The following is an 18,131-nucleotide window of genomic DNA, read 5'->3' as shown; positions in this document are numbered from 1 at the left end:
GGGCGTCGCCGTTCAGCGCCGCGGGACCGTGCGGCCGGGCTCGCGCAGCACGGTGTCGAGCCGGCCGTCCCGGTCGCTGTCCAGGTAGGTGATGTCCGGTACGCCGTCGCCGTCCAGGTCGAACTGGACCACGTCGGCGATGCCGTCGCCGTCCAGGTCGGTGACGACCTGCGTCGACCCGTCCAGGTGGTGGGTGACGATCGAGTGCGCGCCGGTGTCGGCCGTCCGCGGCGGCGGGCCGGGGGTCGGCTTCGGCGTGGGCTCCGGCTCCGGGGTGGGCGCCGGCACCGGCGTGGTCAGCTTCCGGTACGCCGGCGACGGCTCGTCCGTCGGGTCGGGCCCGACACCGGTCGGGTCGATCTCCTCCTCCGACGGGTGGACGTCGCCGTGCAGAGTGGGGTCGCGGTAGCTGCTCATCGACTGAGGGTTCCCCGTAATCGGCGGCGACAATCGTGCCGGATATGCAGCGGACGACGGGCACGGACGGAGGTGGGACATGGAGCTGCACCGCAGCCCCGGGCGGCAGGTGTTACCGGTGGTCTGCCTGCTGGCGGGAGTCACCCTGCTCGCCATCGGTGGGGAGGGCGGGCTGCTGCGTACGCGAGCGCTTCCTCGACGCCCGTACGCTGCGCGCCGCCCCGGTCGGGGCCCCTGATTTCACCGTTGGCCTGCGCGGCTACCGTACCGACGTGGTCGACGACCTGATCCGAATCGGGCGGGAGGCGCTCGGCTCGGACGACCCGGTCGAGCGCCGGGCGGCCCGCAGGGCGATCGCCCTGGGCCGCGAACACAGCCTGGTCGTCGCCGCTCGCGGCTACGACACCTTCCAGGTGGACGAGGCGTTGGACGCCCTCGACGCCGCCCTCGCCGTCGACCCCTCCGACCGGGAGCCCACATGACCGACGTCCCCCGCCGCAACTGGGCCGGCAACGTCACCTACGCGGCCCGCCGCTTCCACCGGCCCTCGACGCTCGACGAGCTGCGCCGGCTGGTGGCCGGCAGCCAACGGCTCCGCGCCGTCGGCACCGGCCACTCGTTCAACCGGCTCGGCGACACCACCGGCGACCTGGTCTCGCTGGCCGGGCTGCCGCCCACCGTCGAGATCGACCGGGAGCGCGGCACGGTCACCGTCGCCGCCGGCCTCCGCTACGGCGACGTGGCCACCCGGCTGCACGCCGAGGGGCTGGCCCTGGCCAACCTCGCCTCGCTGCCGCACATCTCGGTGGCCGGCGCGGTCGCCACCGGCACCCACGGCTCCGGGGACGGCCACCGCAACCTGGCCGCCGCGGTGGCCGCGCTGGAACTGGTCACCGCCGACGGTTCCCGGCTGGCCGTGGACCGGGCCGACGCCCGGTTCGCCGGCATGGTGGTCTCCCTCGGGGCACTCGGCGTCGTCACCCGGGTCACCCTGGACGTGGTCCCGGCCTTCGAGCTGCGCCAGTACGTCCGCCGGGACCTGCCGGTGGAGGCGCTCGACGCGGCGTTCGGCTCGGCGTACAGCGTCAGCGGGTTCACCTCCTGGCGGTCGTCGACCATCGACCACGTCTGGCGCAAGCAGCTCGCCGACCAGCCGCCCCCGCCGGCGGACTGGCTGGGCACCACGGCGGCCGAGGGGCCGGTGCACCCGGTGCCCGGCCTGGACCCGGTGAACTGCACCCTCCAGCTCGGCGTGCCCGGGCCCGCCCATGAGCGGCTGCCGCACTTCCGGATGGGCTTCACCCCGAGCAGCGGCGACGAGCTCCAGTCGGAGTACCACCTGCCCCGCGAGGCCGCGGCCGGGGCGCTGGCCGCGCTGGACGGGATGCGGGACCGGATCGCCGGGGTGCTCCAGGTCTGCGAGCTGCGCACGGTCGCCGCCGACGAGCTGTGGCTCAGCCCCAACCAGGGACGGGACAGCCTCGCCATCCACTTCACCTGGGTCGACGACGCGGCTGCGGTGCTGCCGGTGGTGGCGCAGGTGGAGCAGGCCCTCGCCCCCTTCGGGCCCCGCCCGCACTGGGGCAAGGTCTTCACGCTGGACCCGTCGGCGGTGGCCGCCGCCTTCCCCCGGCACGCCGACTTCGCCGCCCTGCTGGCCGAGCTGGACCCGGCGGGGAAGTTCCGCACCGAGCTGCTGGACCGCTACTTCCCGCGCGCCTGACCCGACCGGGACCGACCCGCTGAGGTCGGGTCGGCCCGCTCCCGGCCGCCTAGCGTCGACCTCGCAGAAAGGGAAGGGGAATCGGGTGCTGGAGCGGCTCAACGAGGCCATGGCGTACGTCGAGCGTCACCTCGACCAACCGGTCGAGGTGGCCGAGCTGGCCCGGATCGCGGTGACCTCGGAGCACCATTTCCGGCGGCTCTTCTCCGCGCTGGCGGGGATGCCGCTGTCGGAGTACCTCCGGCGCCGGCGGCTCACCGTCGCCGCGGCCGAGGTGATGGCCGGCGAGCGGACGCTGCTCGACATCGCCGTCCGTTACGGGTACGGCTCGACCGAGGCGTTCACCCGGGCGTTCCGGGCGGTGCACGGGGTGGGGCCGGGCGAAGCCCGGCGCACCGGCGCGGCGCTGCGCTCCCAGCAACGGTTGTCCTTCCGTCTCGTCGTCGAAGGGAGTGGCAGCATGCGCTATCGCGTGGTGGAGAAGCCGGAGTTCCGGCTGGTCGGCCGACGGGCCCGGGTGCCCCTGGTGCACCAGGGGATGAACCCGGCGATCGTGGAGTTCGTCCGGGGCATCCCGAAGGAGACCGTGCGGCGGATCGAGGCCCTGTCGGACCAGGAGCCGGCGGGCATCGTCAACGTCAGCGACCAGTTGGGCGACGACCGGGCGGAGGGCGTCGAGCTGGACTACTGGCACGCGGTGGTGACCGGCGCGGACGCCCCGGCCGACCTGGACGCGGTCACCGTGCCGGCGGGGACGTGGGCGGTCTTCGAGACCTCCGGGGAGTTCCCGGCGGCGGTGCAGGAGTTGTGGCGCGACGTCTTCACCCAGTGGTTCCCGTCGAACGCGTACCGCAGCCGGCCGGGACCGGAGATGTCCCGTAACCGGATCTCCGCGGACGGCACGCACGTGGACGCCGAGCTGTGGATCCCGGTGGAGCGCGCGGCGGTCTAGTGCCGGCTGCCGACCGGCTGGTCGCGAAGGCTGCCGCGCTGGACGGCGCGGCTGATGTCGCTGGGCGAGACGATGCCCACCAGCCGCTGGTCGGCCACCACCAGCGCCCGGCCGTCGGCGCACTCGCTGAGCCGGGGCAGCAGGTCGTTGAGCTGTTCCTCCGGGCTGGCCAGCACGAGCTGGTCGGCCCGGCAGGACACCTCGCCGAGGGTGGTGGCCGCCCGGCGCTCGGCGGGAATGCCGCGTACCCGGTCGAGGGTGACCAGGCCGACCGGCCGACCCTCGTCGACCAGCGGCAACGCCGAGTGCCGGTACGCGAAGAGGTAGTGGTCGACGAAGTCCGCGACGGTCATCTCCGCCGACGCGGTCTGCGGCTGCGGGGTCATCACGTCGGCGACCCGGACACCCCGCAGGGCGGTGCCCATCCGGGCCTGGCGCTCCTCCGCCCCGGCGGCCCCGATCAGGAACCAGCCGATCAGCGCCAGCCAGAGCCCGCCCACCCCGGCGCCCACCAGGAACTGGACGAGCCCCAGGCCGATCAGCAGCGCGCCCAGCACCCAGCCGGCGCGGGCCGCCACCACGGACGCCTTCGTCCGGTCGCCGGTCGCCTTCCACACCGCCGCCCGCAGCAGCCGCCCGCCGTCCAACGGCGCCGCCGGCAGGATGTTGAAGACCGCCAGCAGCACGTTGATGCCGGCCAGCCAGGCCAGCGACCCGAGCAGCAGCCCGTTCTCGCCGGCCAGCGCCACCACCACCGCGATACCGCCGAAGAAGAGCCCCAGCAGGAGGCTCACCAGCGGGCCGACGCCGGCGATGCGCAGCTCCGCGCCCGGGTCCTTCGCCTCGCCGCGCAGCTCGGCCACCCCGCCGAAGAGCCAGAGCGTGATCCCCTGGACCTGGAGCCCGTTGCGTTTGGCGACCACCGCGTGGGAGACCTCGTGGGCCAGCAGGCCGACGAAGAAGACCACCGCGGCGGCCAGCCCCGCCAGCCAGTACGCCCAGGTGGGGCGGTCCGGGTAGGCCCGGGGGAACTGGCTGGCCGACAGCCCCCAGGCGATCAGCAGGAAGATGACCAGGACGCTCCAGTTGACCCCGACGGGTACCCCCGCGATCCGGCCAAGCCGGAAGCTCGCCCTCATGACCCCGTCATACCCCCGCACGCGTCCGCCATGCCATGGGGTGGCACTAATGCGTGACCACTCGGTGACAGCACGTCAGTATGCAACAGGTATGCTCAGAGTATGACGCGCCGCATCACGATCAGCCTGCCCGACGACGTGGCCGCCTACGTCGAGCGCACGCACGGAAACACGTCCGGTTTCATCGCCGGGATCCTCCGCCGCAAGATGCGCGCCGACAGTCTCCGGGCGAGGTGGGCGCAGCTCGGATACGTGGTTACCGACGAGGACGTGGAGCGGACCCGGGCTCGCCTGGCCGCTCTTCCTCCTATCAGTGACGAGCAGCATGCCCGCAACCTCGAATGGCTTCGCCAGTTCGACGACGACGGAACCACCGCCGCATGAACGGCCTGGTACTCGACACCTCCGCTCTGCTCGCCTACGCCTCGGGGACGGGCGTCGAGCCGGGTGCCATGCTGACTCTCGCTCAGGAGGACCCGGACCAGCAGGTGTGGATTCCCGCCCTCTGCCTCGGGCAGGCGCAGCTCGAACTGGCGGGCACCGCAGCCGCCACCATGCTCGACCTGTTGCTCACGGAAGACCGCGACATTCAGGTGGCGGTCTACGACGCTGGCACGAGCCGGCGGGTTGCCCGCATCGCCGCGCGTTCGCAGGTGCCGTTGGATGTCGCACACGCCGTCGCCACCGCCGCGCTCTACCGCTGTTACCTGGTCACCCGAGACCCGAAGATTGTGTCGCCGGCAGTGCCCCCTGGACTGGAGATCCTCGACATCAGCCAGACCTGGGACTGACCTGACTGGGCTGGCTGGTCCTGGAGCAAGGCGTCGGCGGTGGCGTGTTGGTCGTACCGACACACCCGTCCGGGATAGTGGCGAGGTGGCGAGACTTATCGATGAGGGCGTTGACCCGTACCTCTGGCTGGAGGATCTTGATAGTGCGGACGCCGCCGGATGGGTGCGGGACCGTAACGCGGCGACCGTCGCCGCGCTGACCGCAGGCGACGCGTTCGCCGAGCTGCGAGCCGAGCTCCGGCAGGTGCTCGACGCCGAGGACCGCATCCCCTACCCCGGATGGCGCGGAGACGGCCTCTACTACAACTTCTGGCAGGACGCGGCGCATCCGCGGGGGCTGTGGCGGCGGACGACGCTCGACGGGTACCGCCAGCCCGAACCCGAGTGGGACGTGCTGCTCGACGTCGACGCGCTGGCCGCCGAGGAGGGGGAGAACTGGGTCTGGCAGGAGGTGACGGTGCTGCGCCCCGGCTACGAGCGCTGCCTGATCAGCCTCTCCCGGGGCGGCGCCGACGCGGTCGTGGTGCGGGAGTTCGACCTGGTCCGCCGGGCCTTCGTCGAGGACGGCTTCGCGCTGCCGGAGGCGAAGAGCGACGTGTGCTGGATCGACGCGGACCACATCTACGTCGCCACCGACTTCGGCCCCGGGTCGCTGACCTCGTCCGGCTATCCGCGCGTCGTCAAGCGGTGGCGGCGGGGAACACCGCTGTCCGAGGCGGAGATCGTCCACCAGGGGCGGGCGGAGGACACGGCCGTGTACGCCGCGCACGACCCGACGCCCGGCTTCGAGCGCGACTTCGTCGGCCGCAGGCTGGATTTCTACCGCTCGGAGAACTACCTGCTGAACCGATCGGGTGAACTGACCCGGCTCGAGGTCCCGGACGACGCCCAGTGGGACGCACACCGGGAGTGGCTGCTGATCCGGCTGCGCTCGCCGTGGACGGTCGGCGGGGTGACCCATGCGGCGGGCGCGCTGCTGGCGGCCCGGTTCGATGCGTTCATGGCCGGTGGGCGCGAGCTGACGGTGCTGTTCCAGCCGGACGACCACACCGCGTTGAGCTACCACGTCTGGACCCGGAACCACCTGATCCTGGCCACCCTCGCCGACGTGCGCAGCCGCCTGGTGGTGCTGACGCCCGGCGAACCGGGTTGGCGGCGCGAGCCGCTCGCCGGGGTGCCGGACTTCGCGCACAGCGAGATCGTGGACACCGACCCGGACCACGGCGACGCCTACCTGCTCGCCTCCGACGGGTACCTGCAACCGGCGGCGCTGCGGCTCGGGCAGGTCGGCGGTCCGGTCGAGACGCTCAAGCGACAGCCGGCGTTCTTCGACGCGGACGGCCTGGTGGTACGCCAGTACTTCGCCACCTCGGCCGACGGCACGCGGGTGCCGTACTTCGTGGTGGGGGACCCGCAGGCGCCCGCCGGCCCGACGCTGCTCACCGGGTACGGCGGGTACGAGATTTCCCTGACCCCCTACTACAGCGGGCTCATCGGCCGGGGCTGGCTGGCCCGGGGCGGCAGCTACGTGGTGGCGAACATCCGTGGCGGCGGGGAGTACGGTCCGGGGTGGCACCGCGCCGCGCTGCGGGAGAACCGGCTCCGGGCGTACGAGGACTTCGCGGCGGTGGCGGCCGAGCTGGTGACGCGGGGGATCACCACACCGGAGCAGCTCGGCGTCGAGGGCGGCAGCAACGGCGGGCTGCTGATGGGGGTGATGTTGACCCGCTACCCCTCGCTGTTCGGGGCGGTCGTCGCGCACGTGCCGGTGCTGGACATGCGGCGTTACCACCGGCTGCTGGCCGGCGCGTCGTGGATGGCCGAGTACGGCGACCCGGACCAGGCGACCGACTGGGCCTACCTGCGCGAGTACTCGCCGTACCACAATGTCCGCGGCGACCGGCCGTACCCGCCGGTCCTGCTCATCACCTCCACCCGGGACGACCGGGTGCATCCGGGGCACGCCCGCAAGATGGCGGCCCGACTGCGCGAGCACGGCCACGACGTGTCCTACTACGAGAACGTCGACGGAGGGCACGGTGCGGCGGCCAACAGCGAGCAACGCGCGTTCGTCTGGGCGCTGACGCTGGAGTTCCTGTGGCGGAAGCTGGCCGGACGACCGCACCACCCGGTGCCACGCCAGGGCTCGCCGATCGATGCGGGCGAGCGGGCCGGCCTCGAAGGCCGCCGCTGAGGGTTGGAAGTGGCGGTCAGGCGGTCGCCGGCGGGGTGGGCAGCTCGTCGACCACGATCAGGGCGGTCCCGGCGGGCACCTCGGCGAGGAGCTTGCGTTGCGCGACGCGGGTCAGCCGGATGCAGCCGTTGGTGGCGTCCTCGCCGAGGGTGTCGTCGTTGTGCCAGCTGTGCAGGCCGATGTGCGCGCCCTTGAGGCCGGTCGGCACCGCGTCCGGGTCGTCGGGCACCGAGCCGAGGGCGAAGATGTCGACGCCGCCGTAGACGGCCTCGGGCGGTTCGGTGCGGCCGAGGATGAAGGTCCGGCCCAGCGGGGTGGACTGGCCGGGCATGCCGAGGCTGACCGGCCAGGTGTGCAGCGCGCGGCCGTGGCGGTACCAGGTCAGCCGGTGCGGCGTGCGTTCCACCACGATCTGGTCGCGGAGCGCGACGGTGGTCCAGCCTCCCTGGGGCAGCCAGGCGATCCGCCGGTTGGCCGAGGGCAGCAGCACGGCGGTCCAGCCGGTGCGGCGCTCCACCACCGGCATGGTCAGCTCCACGCCGCTGATGGTGGGGGCGAGGAAGGCCAGCGGCCGTCCGCCGGGCGCGTCGTACGCGGCGATGTTCCTGGCCGGTGCGACTCCCTCGGTCAGCGGGGTGGTGGAGAGCGGGCGCGGGTCGGCCGGGAAGCCGGCCGGCGCCGGGCTGTAGTCGACCACCGGCAGGTTCCTGGGGGCGGGCGCCGCCGCCGGGATGGTCTCGTCGGGGACGGGCGGTGGAGTGCTGCTCGGGGTGTCGGTGGGTGCGACCGGTCGGGGCGTCGACGGGGCGGCGGCGGGTTGCAGCGACGAGTGGACCAGTAGCGCGAGGGCGAGCAGTGCCGGGACGCCGACGGCGGTGGCCAGCCAGGCGATACCGAAGCGGGAGGTCAATCGGTCAAAGAGCACGAAACCAACTGTAAGTGGGTGCAAAGGTGAAGGGGCCCCGACCCGGCGGATTTCGCCGGGCGGGACCCCTTTCGAGTACGGGTCAGGCGAGTCGGGCACCGACGTGGATGGCGATCGCGTCGTGGGCCGGAACGGTCGCGGCGAACCACCCGGCGGAGTCGACGGTGATCACCGGGCCGGTGCACGAGCCGTTGGCGAAGTCGCCGTGGATCACGTCGCAGTACCGGCCGGCGGGCAGTCTGGTGTAGTAGGAGCGACCGCTGATCGCGGAGTCCTCGTCGTTGACGGTGAGGTAGCCCTTGCCGGTACGGCTGAAGGCGATGTGGTTGTTGCCGTTGTCGTACCAGTTGGTCATGCCGACGCCCTGCGCGGCGTTGTGGAAGGCGACCATGTTGGCGATCACCCGCCAGCGGTGCTCGCACTGCCAGCCCGAGTAGCAGGTGGTGTTCAGGGTCTTGTTGTTGGCGTCCGACGGCGGGCCGGCGTCGCGGTCGGTGAAGGTGTAGCTCGACATCACCGTGGGGGAGCCGTACGGCCAGGCCAGCATGAACGCGTTGGCCAGGGCGTAGATCCCACCGTCCCGGTAGGTCAGCACCCCGCCCACGTCGCGCTGGGTGTCGTGGTTGTCCACGAAGACCGCCCCGGAGCCGCTGGGCAGGTGGCCCCAGCCCTCGCCGAAGTTCCTGAGGTAGGCCAGCTTCTCCGACCGGAAGACCCGGGCCAGGTCCTTGCCGTAGCGGAACTCGTGCACGTCACCGTTGCCGGTGTACTCGCTGGGCTGGATCGGCTCCCCGGCGCCGTGGATCACCTCCTGCACGAGGTACGCCGAGCGGGAGAGCTTGCCCTTGATGGCGGCGATGTCGGCGGCCGGCATGTGCTTGCTGGCGTCCAGCCGGAACCCGTCCACGCCGAGGGAGAGCAGGTCGTTGAGGTACCCGGCGATCCTCGACCGGACGTAGTCCGACTCGGTCCTCAGGTCCGACAGGTTGACCAGCTCGCAGTTCTGCACCTCGTACCGGTCGTTGTAGTTGGCGATGTCGTCGCCGCCGTTGCGGCCGCAGTGGTGGAAGTCCTGCGTCTGGTAGATGCCCGGGTAGTCGTAGTGGCCGTACGAGGAGCCGGCCCAGCCGGTGCCGCCGTTGCTCTGGCCCGACATGTGGTTGATGACGGCGTCGACGATCACCTTCACCCCGGCGGCGTGACAGGTGTTCACCATGGACTGGAACTGCGCCCGGGTGCCCTTGCGGGACTCGATCCGGTAGCTGACCGGCTGGTAGGCCAGCCACCACTGGTTGCCCCGGACGTGTTCCTGCGGCGGCGAGACCTGGACCCAGCCGTAGCCCTTGGGGCCCAGCACGTTGGTGCACTCGCTGGCCACCGAGGGCCAGTTCCACTCGAACAGGTTGGCGATGACCTTCTTGGTGCCGGCGGGAGCCGCGGCGGCCGGGGGCGCCGCCACGGCGGTGGGCACCAGCAGGCTGGCGATCAGGCCGAGGGCGAGGACCGCCGCGCGGCATCGACGTCGATGCATCGGTACTCCTGAGGGTCGGGGGATGGTGGCAGCGCGGGGGAGGGCTTCAGCTGACGGGTTCTTGCAGTCAGGCTGAAAATTTTCGGCAACATTACAAGCGTGTTGCAGCGACTGTCAACGGATGGATATGCATCGTTGCGTAGGGCGCTACACGCACCCCGGACCGGGACGGTTCGACGGTTCGCCCGAGAAATTCCCACCCACACTGATCCGTACGTGCCGACCGTCCGTACTGGATGAGGGAGCAGGGTCGGCCGGTGGTGCGCCGCCGTGAGACATGATCGAGGAGCAGATGGCCCGGGCAAAGGAGAACCAGAAGGGGCCGGCCGTCCGGACCACCAGCACCAGCCGTGGTGTCCGGACCCCGTCCAAGCCCGCGGTGGTGCTGCTGAGCGTGTCCGCGCTCGCCCTGCTGTGGGCGGGCGTGGAACTCACCGGCGCCGGCGGGGCGATGTACGCGTACGGTTTCTTCTTCACCGAGTTCTTCGCCGGGGTGGTGGCCCTGGTCTCGCTCAGCCTCACCGTGATGATGGGGCTGCTCGCCACCGACCGGCTGGTGCTGAAGATCCCGCACCGGGTGCTGCTCCAGTCGGCGCACCGGGCCACCGGCATCCTCGGCGTGGCCGGGCTGGTCTTCCACGTCATCACCAAGGTCGCCATCGGGCGGGCCGGACCCACCGACGCCCTGGTGCCCTTCGTCGGCGGCAGCGGGCTCTACGTCGGGCTCGGCACCGTGGCCGCCTTCCTCCTGGTGAGCGTGCTCTGGACCGGCATCATCCGGGCCCGCTTCGCCGGCGTCGGCCCGAAGTGGGTCTGGCGGGCGCTGCACTCGATGGCGTACCTCTCCTGGCCGTTCGCGCTGGTCCACGGGCTCAACGCCGGCCGCGCCGCGGCGCCCTGGGTGACGCTGAGCTACCTGGTCTGCGTGCTGTTGGTGGTGCTGGCGCTGCTGGTCCGGCTCTCGGTCCACCTCGGCAAGCGCAGCCGGGAGCAGCACCAGGCCGCCGTGCTGAACAAGGCGATGACGGCCCGGGCGACCGAGGAGGGCAAGAGCCGGACGCTGCTCGCCGGGCTCGGCCGCAGGAAGGCGGAGACTGAGGAGCGGGAGAGCCGGGGCGGCTGGGCCGAGACCACCGCCACCTCGTGGAGCACCCCCACCGGCACCGCCCGCCGGCGCGACCCGGAGCGGTTCACCGTGCCGGTGGTGCCCGAGCCGGGCACCCTGCGCGAACCCGTCCGCGGTGGCCGCCGCCGCGACGCCGAACCCGCCCGGCGCCGTGAGGCCGACCTGGAACCGGCCGCCCGCCGCGACGCCGAGCCGCCCGCGCGCCGGGACGGGGAACGGTCGAGCCGCCGCCGGCGCGACGAGGACGTCGCTCCCGTCTCCGGTGGCCGGCGGTCCCGGTCGGAGGAGGACGTGGCGCCGGTCTCGGGTGGCCGCCGGTCCCGGCTGGACGAGGACGTCGCGCCGGTCTCCGGTGGTCGGCGGTACCGGTCCGACGAGGATGTCGCCCCGGTCTCCGGTGGTCGGCGGTACCGGTCCGACGAGGACGTCGCCCCGGTCTCCGTGGGACGCCGGGCCCGACGGGAGGACGACGACCTGGTCGCCCGCTACTCCTCGCCACCCCGGGATGCCGAGCCGGAGGAGCCGTGGGACAGCCCGCGCCGCTGGGAGAACGCGCTGCCGGTCTCCGCCGAGCCGATCTCCGCCACCCCGCGCAGCGGAGCCGGTCGGCACAGCGTCGACGAGGAGGTGCCGGAGGAGCCGGACTACTGGCGCCCGCCGGCCCGCTACGTCGCCGACGACCTGCCCGTCGACGACACCCCGACCCTGGTCGACCTCGCCTCCCGCCGGAAGCTGAAGGCCTCCAGCGACAGTCGCCGCAAGCGCCGGCGGGCCGACGCCGACGCCGTCGACGGCGCGTACTGGGCCGGGCTGCGGGGTGAGGCGAAGTGATGCGGACCAAGGTGCCCCCGGTGGCCTGCGTCGGCGAGCCCCGGCTCACCGCCGGCTTCGCCGAGTTCGGCCGGCTCGACCTGCTGGCGCACGAGGAGGTGCACGGCCCGATCGGCCCGATGGAGCCGGGCAACCTGCTCCGGCTGGCCGAGGCCATCCAGCTCAAGGGCAAGGGCGGCGCGGGCTTCCCGCTCCACCGGAAGCTGAAGGCGGTGCTGGAGTCCTGCGAGCGGCAGAACCTCTCCGCCGTGGTGGTGGTCAACGCCAGCGAGGGGGAGCCGGCCAGCTGGAAGGACAAGGTGCTGCTCACCCGGGCCCCGCACCTGATCCTCGACGGCGCCGCGCTGGCGGCGTACGCACTGGACGCCGAGGAGATCGTGATCGGGCTCGCCGACGACGTGGTCGGCCGGGACTCCCTCACCGAGGCCCTCCAGGAGCGCCGGATGCCGGTGCCGACCAGCATCGTCACCGTGCCGCACCGGTTCATCTCCGGTGAGGGCGGTGCGCTGGTCAACGGGATCAACGGGCTGCCCCACATCCCGCCCGGCACCAAGAAGCGCTCCAGCGACTCCGGCGTCGGCGGGCTGCCCACCCTGCTCTCCAACGCCGAGACGTACGCCCAGCTCGCCGTCGCCGCGCGGCTCGGGCCCTACGAGTACGCGGCGCTCGGCACCGACGAGGAGCCCGGCACGTTGCTGCTCACCGTCACCGGTGCCGCGAAACGACCGGCCGTGGTCGAGTGCGCCGCCGGCACCCCGCTGCGGGAGATCCTCGACCTCTGCGAGGTGCCGGACTCACCGGGCATCCTGATGGGCGGCTACCACGGCAAGTGGATCACCCAGGACGCGGCAAACCGGGCCGAGGTGTCCCGCAAGGGGCTCACCAAGGTCGGCGGCACGCTCGGCGCCGGCATCATCGTGCCGATCGGCGACGACACCTGCCCACTCGGCGAGGCCGCCCAGGTCGTCCGCTACCTCGCCGGGGAGTCCGCCGGCCAGTGCGGGCCGTGCCGGATGGGCCTGCCCGACCTGGCCCGCTCCCTCGACCTGGCGGTCTCCGGCAGCGCGCCGGTGGAGGTCGTCCGGGCCGCCGCCGGCAACGTCAAGGGCCGCGGCGCGTGCAGCCACCCCGACGGTACGGCCCGGTTCGCGCTCTCCGCGATGGAGGTCTTCGCCGAGGACCTGCGGCTGCACACCACCGGCGAGGGGTGCGGCAAGCGGACCAGGGGCGTCATGGGGCTCCCGGGCGCGCCCGACGCCGACCCGCAGAAGCTCACCCTGGACTGGTCCCGCTGCGACGGCCACGGGCTCTGCGCGCACGTCGTCCCGGACTTCATCCGGCTCGACTCCAACGGATACCCCGCCTTCCCGCCCACCCCCGTGCCGACCTGGCTCAAGGAGGGCGCGATGAAGGCGGTCAAGGTCTGCCCCGAACTCGCCCTGCGGCTGGCGAAGGCCGAGTAGCGCACCACCACCGAGAGGAGACGCGGATGCGGTCGTCGTACCGGAGGAACCGGTGGGGTGGACGGCCGCCCGCGCGGCTGGCCGCCGTCACCCTCGCGCTGGCCGGCACCCTGCTGGCCGGCACGGCCTGCGCCGTCGACGCCGACCCGGCCGACCCGTCCGCCGAGGTCGTCGTCCCGACCGGGTCGGCGTCGCCCGCCGGCGCCACCCCGGCGGGCCCCACGCCGAGCGCCGTCGCGTCGCCCCCGGCCCGGGTGCCGGACACGCTGCGCTTCACCGCCAGGACCCTCGACGGTACGCAGTTCTCCGCCGCCGACCTCGCCGGCAAGCCGGTGGTGCTCTGGTTCTGGGCCCCCTGGTGCGCCACCTGCGCCAGCCAGGCGTGGACGGTCGCCGAACTCGCCCCGAAGTACCGGGACACCGTGCCGATCGTCGGGGTGGCCGGGCTCGGCGAGCAGAAGGCGATGAAGGACTTCGTGCGGGAGTTCGACCTGGCCGGCACCCCGCAGCTCGACGACCGGGCCGGGGCGCTCTGGCGCCGCTTCGAGGTGGTCGAGCAGAGCACCTTCCTGATCGTCGACCGGGACGGCAAGCTGATCCACCAGGGCTTCCTGGACGGCGAGGACCTCAGCCGCCGGGTCGCCGCGCTGGCCGGCTGATGACCACTCCGCTGCTGCTCGCGCTGACCGCCGGCATGCTCGGCGCGGTCAACCCGTGCGGCTTCGCGATGCTGCCGGCGTACCTGTCGCTGCTGGTCGCCGGCGCGCCCGACACCCGCGGCGCGGTCGGCCGGGCGCTCACCGCCGCGGCCGGGCTGACCACCGGGTACGTCGTGGTGTTCGGCGCGTTCGGGCTGGCCCTGGCGCCGCTGGGCGGCTGGCTCCGGCCGCGGCTGCCCTGGCTGACCCTCACCCTCGGGCTGGGACTGGTGGCGCTCGGCTGCTGGCTGCTGGCCGGCCGGCGGCTGCCCGGCCCGCGCGGGTTCACCCGGGCGCCCCGGCTGACCCGCTCCTGGGCGTCGATGGCGCTGTTCGGCATGGCGTACGCGCTGGCGTCGCTGACCTGCACCATCGCCCCGTTCCTGGCGATCGTGGTGACCAGCGTGCAGGCCGGCTCGACGCTGCGCGGGTTGGCGCTCTTCGTCGCGTACGCGATCGGGATGGGCCTGGTGGTCGCGGTGGCCGCGCTCGCCGTGGCGCTGCTGCGCGGCCGGGTGGTGGCCCGGCTGCGGGGCGCCGGCGCGTGGGTGCCCCGGCTCAGCGGCCTGGTGCTGCTGCTCGCCGGCGGCTACGTCGCCTGGTACGGCTGGTACGAGGTCCGGCTGGCCCAGGGTCGGCGGGACGCCTTCGGCGACCCGGTGGTGGCCGGCGCGGCCCGGGTCCAGCAGGCCCTGGTCACGGCCCTCGACACGGCCGGCCCGGCCGTCCTCGCCGTCGCCCTGCTCGCCCTCCTCCTGCTGGCCGGGGGTCGCCTGCCGACGCCCCTGGCGCGGTGGAGGTCCCCGGCCGCTGCGGCGGCGGCCGGGGCGGACCGGGAGCCGGCGGCGGAGACGACGCGGCGGGGGCCGGGAAACCCGACCCCCGCCGACGCCGGAACGGTCAGCGGACCGGCGTGAGCCGGTCCGTGCCCAGCCGGTCGTGGAGCACCTCCGGCAGCAGCACCGAACCGTCGGGCTGCTGGAACTGCTCCAGGATGGCCGGGAAGAGCCGGCTGGTGGCCAGCGCCGAGCCGTTGAGGGTGTGCACGAAGCGGGTCTGCTTGCCACCCGGCTCGCGGTAGCGGATGGCCGCCCGGCGGGCCTGGTAGTCGCCGGCCCAGGAGACCGACGAGACCTCCTTGTACTTGCCGGTGCTCGGCATCCAGACCTCGATGTCGAGGGTCTTCTTCATCGACGCGCTGGCGTCACCGGCGGAGAGCAGGGTGCGCTGGTAGTGCAGCCCCAGCTTCTCGACCAGGCTCTCGGCGTGGGCGAGCATCTGCTCCAGCGCCGTGTCCGCCTGCTCCGGCAGGGTGAACTGGAAGATCTCCACCTTGTTGAACTGGTGGCCCCGGACGGTGCCGCGTTCGTCGGAGTGCGAGCCGGCCGCCTCGCGCCGGTAGCACGGGGTGTAGGCGAACGCCTTCAACGGCAGCTTCGCCGTCTCCAGGATCTCGTCCTGGTACGCCCCGAGGATCGCCGTCTCCGAGGTGGGCAGCAGGAACTGCCCGCGGGGGGCCGACTCCCGGTCCAGGTGGTAGACGTCGTCGTAGAACTTGGGGAACTGGCCGGCGGCGAAGCCGGCGGTGTCCAGCAGCAGGTGCGGCGGGAGCAGGAACTCGTAGCCGGCCTTGACGTGCTCGTCGATGAACCAGTTGATCAGGGCCCACTCCAGCCGGGCGCCCATGCCGGTGTACATCCAGAAGCCGGAGCCGCCGAGCTTGACCCCGCGCTCGTGGTCGACCAGGCCCAGCGCGCGGCTCAGCTCCACATGGTCGCGGACCTTCTCGATGGCCGGCGGCGCACCGAAGGTCTTCACCACCCGGTTGGCCTCCTTGCCGCCCGGCAGGACGTCGTCGGCGGGGAGGTTGGGCAGCTCGCTCATCGTCGTGCGCAGCCGGGACTGCACCTCGTCCAGCTCGGACTCCAGATCGGCGAGCTGCTTGCGGCCGGCCTCCGGCGCGGAGACCTCCGGCTCGACGCCGGACCGCTTCGCCTGCGCGTACGCCCGCGCCTCGGCCTTGCGGCGCTGCCGCTCGCCGTCGATCGCACTGATCAGGGCGCGGCGCTCCTGGTCGAGCCGCTGGATCTCGTCCAGGGCCCGGTTGACCTCGGCGGGATCCAGACGCTTCGCCAGCGCGGTCGCCACCGCCTCGCGATCCTTCCGGATCAACTCCATGTCGAGCATGCTGCTCCGTACGCCTCCGTCCGGGGACTTCAGGTGGGACCCACAGATGCTACCGTCGCGGCCCCCCGCGCCCGGCCCGGCCCGGAAGAGCCGCCGCCGCTGGTGCTCCTGGCGGCGGCGCTCGCCGGGGGCGCCCCGGGTCTGGTGCCCGTCGGTCGCAGTGCCGGGTGGCTCGCGTGTCGCCGCTCCGGCCATCGGGGCGTTGCCTTTCTGGCACCCGGCGGACGGTGACCACGCGTCACGAGATGCGCGGCCGGGTGCGGGGCGCGGCGGTGGAGCGGCCGGCCGCGAAGGGCGGAGCCAGAGCTGGGGTGCGGGCCGGAGCCGGGGCAGCGGCAGCGCCGGGTGGGTGGTCAGAGCCGGATGGGCATCAGGATGGAGAAGGCGTCCTCGTCGTGGGGGCGGCGGATGGCCAGCGGGGCGATCGGGCCGTCCAGCTCCAGCAGCAGCTGCGAACCGCCGGCGGCGTCCAGCGCGTCGAGCAGGAAGCCGCCGTTCACCCCGATCCGCAGCTCGCCCGGGTCCGCGGCCAGGTCGTCCGGCCCGAGCAGCCGCAACCCGTCCCGGTCGTCCAGGCCGAGCACGGTCACCGCCAGCGGTGCGCCGTTGTACTCCCGGGTGACGGTGGGGGCGCCGCCGTGCCGTAGCGCGGCCCGCAGGGCGGCCGCGTCGACGGGGACCTGCCGGCCGGGCGGGTCGCCGGCCGCCCGCCGCAGCAGCCGGCGGTGGTCGGGGAAGTCGTACGGCAGGGCGGTGGTGGTGACGTCGTGGCCCGCGACCGTGACGGTGACGCGCGCCCCGGCCACCGTCAGCTCCGCCTCCGCGGTGGTCCCGCCGCCGGTGTCCAGCAGCGCGCGGATCTCGTCGACCGCCGCCACCGGGACCACCACCCGCGCCGCCGGGCCGTCCACCCGCGCAGCGGTACGCGCCACCGCCAACCGGTGCCGGTCGGTGGCGACCAGCTCGACGCCGCCCGGGGCGACGTCGAAGAGCACGCTGGACAGCACCGGCAGTTCGGGATCGTCGCCGACGGCGAAGCGGACGGCGTCCACGGCGGCGGCCAGCTCCACGCGGGACAGTACGAGTCGGGTGGTCATCGGGTTCTCCTCGGGGTCGACCAGGGTGCGGATCCGGGAGAGTTCGCGGCGGGCGTCGGCCAGGCCGTCCTCCAGCCGGCGCAGGTGCGCGTCGAGCAGCCGCCCGACCACCGCCGGCTCGGCGCGGTGCCGCAGCGCGGTGCCGATCTCCGCCAGCGGCATGCCGACCCGGCGCAGGCCGGCCACCAGCCGGGCCGGCGCGACCTGCTCGTCGGTGTACCAGCGGTAGCCGGTGACCGGGTCGACCAGCGCCGGGGTCAGCACCCCGCAGCGGTCGTAGAACCGCAGGGCGCTGACCGTCAGGCCGCTGGCCCGGGCCAGTTCGCCGATGCTGCGCAGTTCGCTCTCCACGCCGGTGATCCTGATGTCTCAACCTGGTCGAGGGTCAAGCCGCGGCGTGGACCGGGACGCCGAGCAGGCGCGCCATGCCCTGGCAGGCGCGCGGCACCGCGTGCGGGTCGTGGCGCAGCCGCAGCGCCTGGTGCAGGGCCAGGGTGAGCCCGGTCAGCTCGAAGACCAGCTGCTCCGGGTCGGTGCCGGCGGGCAGGTCACCGTCGGCCACCGCCCGGCGGGCCTGATCGCGCAGTTCCCGGTGCCACCGGTCGGCGTACCCGAGGACGAGGTCGCGGACCGGGCCGGGCCGGTCGTCGTACTCGCTGGCGGCGGCGACGAAGAAGCAGCCGCCCGGGAAGGCCGGGCGGGCGAGGTAGCCCACCCAGCTGCCGCAGACGGCGGCCAGCCGGGCCAGCCCGGGCGGCCGGTCCGCCACCGGTTCCCAGACCTCCCGCCAGAAGATGTCGGCGGCGGCCTCGACCACCTGGAGCTGGAGGCTCTCCTTGCTGCCGAACGGGCCGAGCAGCCCCGACTTGCTCATCCCCAGGTCGGCGGCGAGCCGGCCGATGGTCAGCCCGGCCAGCCCCTCCACCGAGGCGACGGCGACGCCGCGCGCCAGGATGGCGGAGCGGGTGCGGGCTGCTTCGGCCAGGGACGAGCGCGGACTCATCGGCACAGTGTAGTCACGATCAAGGGGCATAGCGTCCGAACGTTCGTTCGCTAT

Annotated in this window: 18 protein-coding genes; 11 read left to right on the top strand and 7 right to left on the bottom strand. The window is 73.5% G+C overall.

Features of this window, described 5'->3' with window-relative positions; all coding sequences use genetic code 11:
* Positions 1-12: 12 nt before the first annotated feature.
* Positions 13-417 carry a hypothetical protein gene (locus tag V6U79_RS23380; RefSeq protein WP_334615823.1) on the bottom strand — a complete coding sequence of 135 codons (405 nt, stop codon included), beginning with the start codon at positions 415-417 and terminating at the stop codon, positions 13-15.
* 79 nt (positions 418-496) lie between these two features.
* Here V6U79_RS23380 and V6U79_RS23375 point away from each other — a divergent pair, with 79 nt between their 5' ends.
* From V6U79_RS23375 to V6U79_RS23360, 4 genes are all read left to right on the top strand, one after another.
* Entirely contained in the window at positions 497-655 is a 159-nt protein-coding gene (locus tag V6U79_RS23375; protein WP_334615821.1) for a hypothetical protein, read from the top strand.
* 34 nt (positions 656-689) lie between these two features.
* Complete coding sequence (locus V6U79_RS23370; protein WP_334615820.1) at positions 690-899, top strand: hypothetical protein; 210 nt, start codon at positions 690-692, stop codon at positions 897-899.
* On the top strand, positions 896-2,140 hold the full coding sequence (locus V6U79_RS23365) for an FAD-binding protein (RefSeq protein WP_334615819.1): 1,245 nt from the start codon (positions 896-898) through the stop codon (positions 2,138-2,140). Before V6U79_RS23370 ends, V6U79_RS23365 begins: the two co-directional genes overlap by 4 nt.
* An 85-nt stretch (positions 2,141-2,225) precedes the next feature.
* Positions 2,226-3,092 (top strand): AraC family transcriptional regulator, encoded by an 867-nt coding sequence (locus V6U79_RS23360; protein WP_334615818.1) that lies wholly within the window; start codon positions 2,226-2,228, stop codon positions 3,090-3,092.
* On the opposite strand, the gene V6U79_RS23355 is transcribed toward V6U79_RS23360, so the two are convergent.
* On the bottom strand, positions 3,089-4,231 hold the full coding sequence (locus tag V6U79_RS23355; protein WP_334615817.1) for a site-2 protease family protein: 1,143 nt from the start codon (positions 4,229-4,231) through the stop codon (positions 3,089-3,091). The two genes, V6U79_RS23360 and V6U79_RS23355, sit on opposite strands and share 4 nt — an antisense overlap.
* A 102-nt stretch (positions 4,232-4,333) precedes the next feature.
* Here V6U79_RS23355 and V6U79_RS23350 point away from each other — a divergent pair, with 102 nt between their 5' ends.
* The 3 genes from V6U79_RS23350 (at position 4,334) to V6U79_RS23340 (ending at position 7,216) form a co-directional block, all read left to right on the top strand.
* Positions 4,334-4,615, top strand: coding sequence for a hypothetical protein (locus tag V6U79_RS23350; RefSeq protein ID WP_334615816.1), 282 nt, complete (start codon positions 4,334-4,336; stop codon positions 4,613-4,615).
* Positions 4,612-5,022, top strand: coding sequence for a type II toxin-antitoxin system VapC family toxin (locus V6U79_RS23345; protein ID WP_334615815.1), 411 nt, complete (start codon positions 4,612-4,614; stop codon positions 5,020-5,022). Before V6U79_RS23350 ends, V6U79_RS23345 begins: the two co-directional genes overlap by 4 nt.
* 85 nt (positions 5,023-5,107) lie before the next feature.
* Positions 5,108-7,216: a prolyl oligopeptidase family serine peptidase gene (locus V6U79_RS23340; protein ID WP_334615814.1), complete on the top strand. Its 2,109-nt coding sequence runs from the start codon at positions 5,108-5,110 to the stop codon at positions 7,214-7,216.
* A 16-nt stretch (positions 7,217-7,232) separates the two neighbouring features.
* On the opposite strand, the gene V6U79_RS23335 is transcribed toward V6U79_RS23340, so the two are convergent.
* Positions 7,233-8,141: a L,D-transpeptidase family protein gene (locus V6U79_RS23335; RefSeq protein WP_334615813.1), complete on the bottom strand. Its 909-nt coding sequence runs from the start codon at positions 8,139-8,141 to the stop codon at positions 7,233-7,235.
* 82 nt (positions 8,142-8,223) lie between these two features.
* On the bottom strand, positions 8,224-9,672 hold the full coding sequence (locus V6U79_RS23330) for an alpha-amylase (RefSeq protein WP_334615812.1): 1,449 nt from the start codon (positions 9,670-9,672) through the stop codon (positions 8,224-8,226).
* A gap of 277 nt (positions 9,673-9,949) precedes the next feature.
* Between V6U79_RS23330 and V6U79_RS23325 the strand changes: the two genes are divergently transcribed.
* The 4 genes from V6U79_RS23325 to V6U79_RS23310 are packed head-to-tail and all read left to right on the top strand — an operon-like array spanning position 9,950 to position 14,707.
* Entirely contained in the window at positions 9,950-11,629 is a 1,680-nt protein-coding gene (locus tag V6U79_RS23325; RefSeq protein WP_334615811.1) for a hypothetical protein, read from the top strand.
* Entirely contained in the window at positions 11,626-13,092 is a 1,467-nt protein-coding gene (locus V6U79_RS23320) for an NADH-ubiquinone oxidoreductase-F iron-sulfur binding region domain-containing protein (RefSeq protein ID WP_334528743.1), read from the top strand. The genes V6U79_RS23325 and V6U79_RS23320 overlap by 4 nt, the downstream gene beginning before the upstream one ends.
* A gap of 26 nt (positions 13,093-13,118) precedes the next feature.
* Complete coding sequence (locus V6U79_RS23315; protein WP_334615810.1) at positions 13,119-13,751, top strand: TlpA family protein disulfide reductase; 633 nt, start codon at positions 13,119-13,121, stop codon at positions 13,749-13,751.
* Entirely contained in the window at positions 13,751-14,707 is a 957-nt protein-coding gene (locus V6U79_RS23310) for a cytochrome c biogenesis CcdA family protein (protein ID WP_334528737.1), read from the top strand. The genes V6U79_RS23315 and V6U79_RS23310 overlap by 1 nt, the downstream gene beginning before the upstream one ends.
* On the opposite strand, the gene serS is transcribed toward V6U79_RS23310, so the two are convergent.
* From serS to V6U79_RS23295, 3 genes are all read right to left on the bottom strand, one after another.
* Positions 14,691-15,977 carry a serine--tRNA ligase gene (gene serS / locus V6U79_RS23305; RefSeq protein WP_334615809.1) on the bottom strand — a complete coding sequence of 429 codons (1,287 nt, stop codon included), beginning with the start codon at positions 15,975-15,977 and terminating at the stop codon, positions 14,691-14,693. The two genes, V6U79_RS23310 and serS, sit on opposite strands and share 17 nt — an antisense overlap.
* A 353-nt stretch (positions 15,978-16,330) precedes the next feature.
* A complete protein-coding gene (locus tag V6U79_RS23300) occupies positions 16,331-17,413 on the bottom strand; it encodes a DNA polymerase III subunit beta family protein (RefSeq protein WP_334615837.1) in 1,083 nt (360 codons plus the stop codon).
* A 46-nt stretch (positions 17,414-17,459) separates the two neighbouring features.
* Positions 17,460-18,077 (bottom strand): TetR/AcrR family transcriptional regulator, encoded by a 618-nt coding sequence (locus V6U79_RS23295; protein WP_334528731.1) that lies wholly within the window; start codon positions 18,075-18,077, stop codon positions 17,460-17,462.
* Positions 18,078-18,131 lie beyond the last annotated feature (54 nt).

Origin of the sequence: Micromonospora psammae (assembly GCF_036902725.1) — a bacterium.
Lineage (GTDB): Bacteria > Actinomycetota > Actinomycetes > Mycobacteriales > Micromonosporaceae > Micromonospora.
The sequence above is the reverse complement of the archived record's forward strand: the minus strand, read 5'-3'. Positions and strand labels throughout refer to the sequence as shown.

Bases quoted from the DNA above. Each gene is read 5' to 3' on its own strand.
- V6U79_RS23345 (WP_334615815.1), top strand. From the start codon at position 4,612: ATGAACGGCCTGGTACTCGACACCTCCGCTCTGCTCGCCTACGCCTCG.
- V6U79_RS23325 (WP_334615811.1), top strand. From the start codon at position 9,950: ATGATCGAGGAGCAGATGGCCCGGGCAAAGGAGAACCAGAAGGGGCCG.
- V6U79_RS23375 (WP_334615821.1), top strand. From the start codon at position 497: ATGGAGCTGCACCGCAGCCCCGGGCGGCAGGTGTTACCGGTGGTCTGC.
- V6U79_RS23310 (WP_334528737.1), top strand. From the start codon at position 13,751: ATGACCACTCCGCTGCTGCTCGCGCTGACCGCCGGCATGCTCGGCGCG.
- V6U79_RS23330 (WP_334615812.1), bottom strand. From the start codon at position 9,672: ATGCATCGACGTCGATGCCGCGCGGCGGTCCTCGCCCTCGGCCTGATC.
- V6U79_RS23380 (WP_334615823.1), bottom strand. From the start codon at position 417: ATGAGCAGCTACCGCGACCCCACTCTGCACGGCGACGTCCACCCGTCG.
- V6U79_RS23295 (WP_334528731.1), bottom strand. From the start codon at position 18,077: ATGAGTCCGCGCTCGTCCCTGGCCGAAGCAGCCCGCACCCGCTCCGCC.
- V6U79_RS23350 (WP_334615816.1), top strand. From the start codon at position 4,334: ATGACGCGCCGCATCACGATCAGCCTGCCCGACGACGTGGCCGCCTAC.
- V6U79_RS23355 (WP_334615817.1), bottom strand. From the start codon at position 4,231: ATGAGGGCGAGCTTCCGGCTTGGCCGGATCGCGGGGGTACCCGTCGGG.
- serS (WP_334615809.1), bottom strand. From the start codon at position 15,977: ATGCTCGACATGGAGTTGATCCGGAAGGATCGCGAGGCGGTGGCGACC.
- V6U79_RS23315 (WP_334615810.1), top strand. From the start codon at position 13,119: ATGCGGTCGTCGTACCGGAGGAACCGGTGGGGTGGACGGCCGCCCGCG.
- V6U79_RS23365 (WP_334615819.1), top strand. From the start codon at position 896: ATGACCGACGTCCCCCGCCGCAACTGGGCCGGCAACGTCACCTACGCG.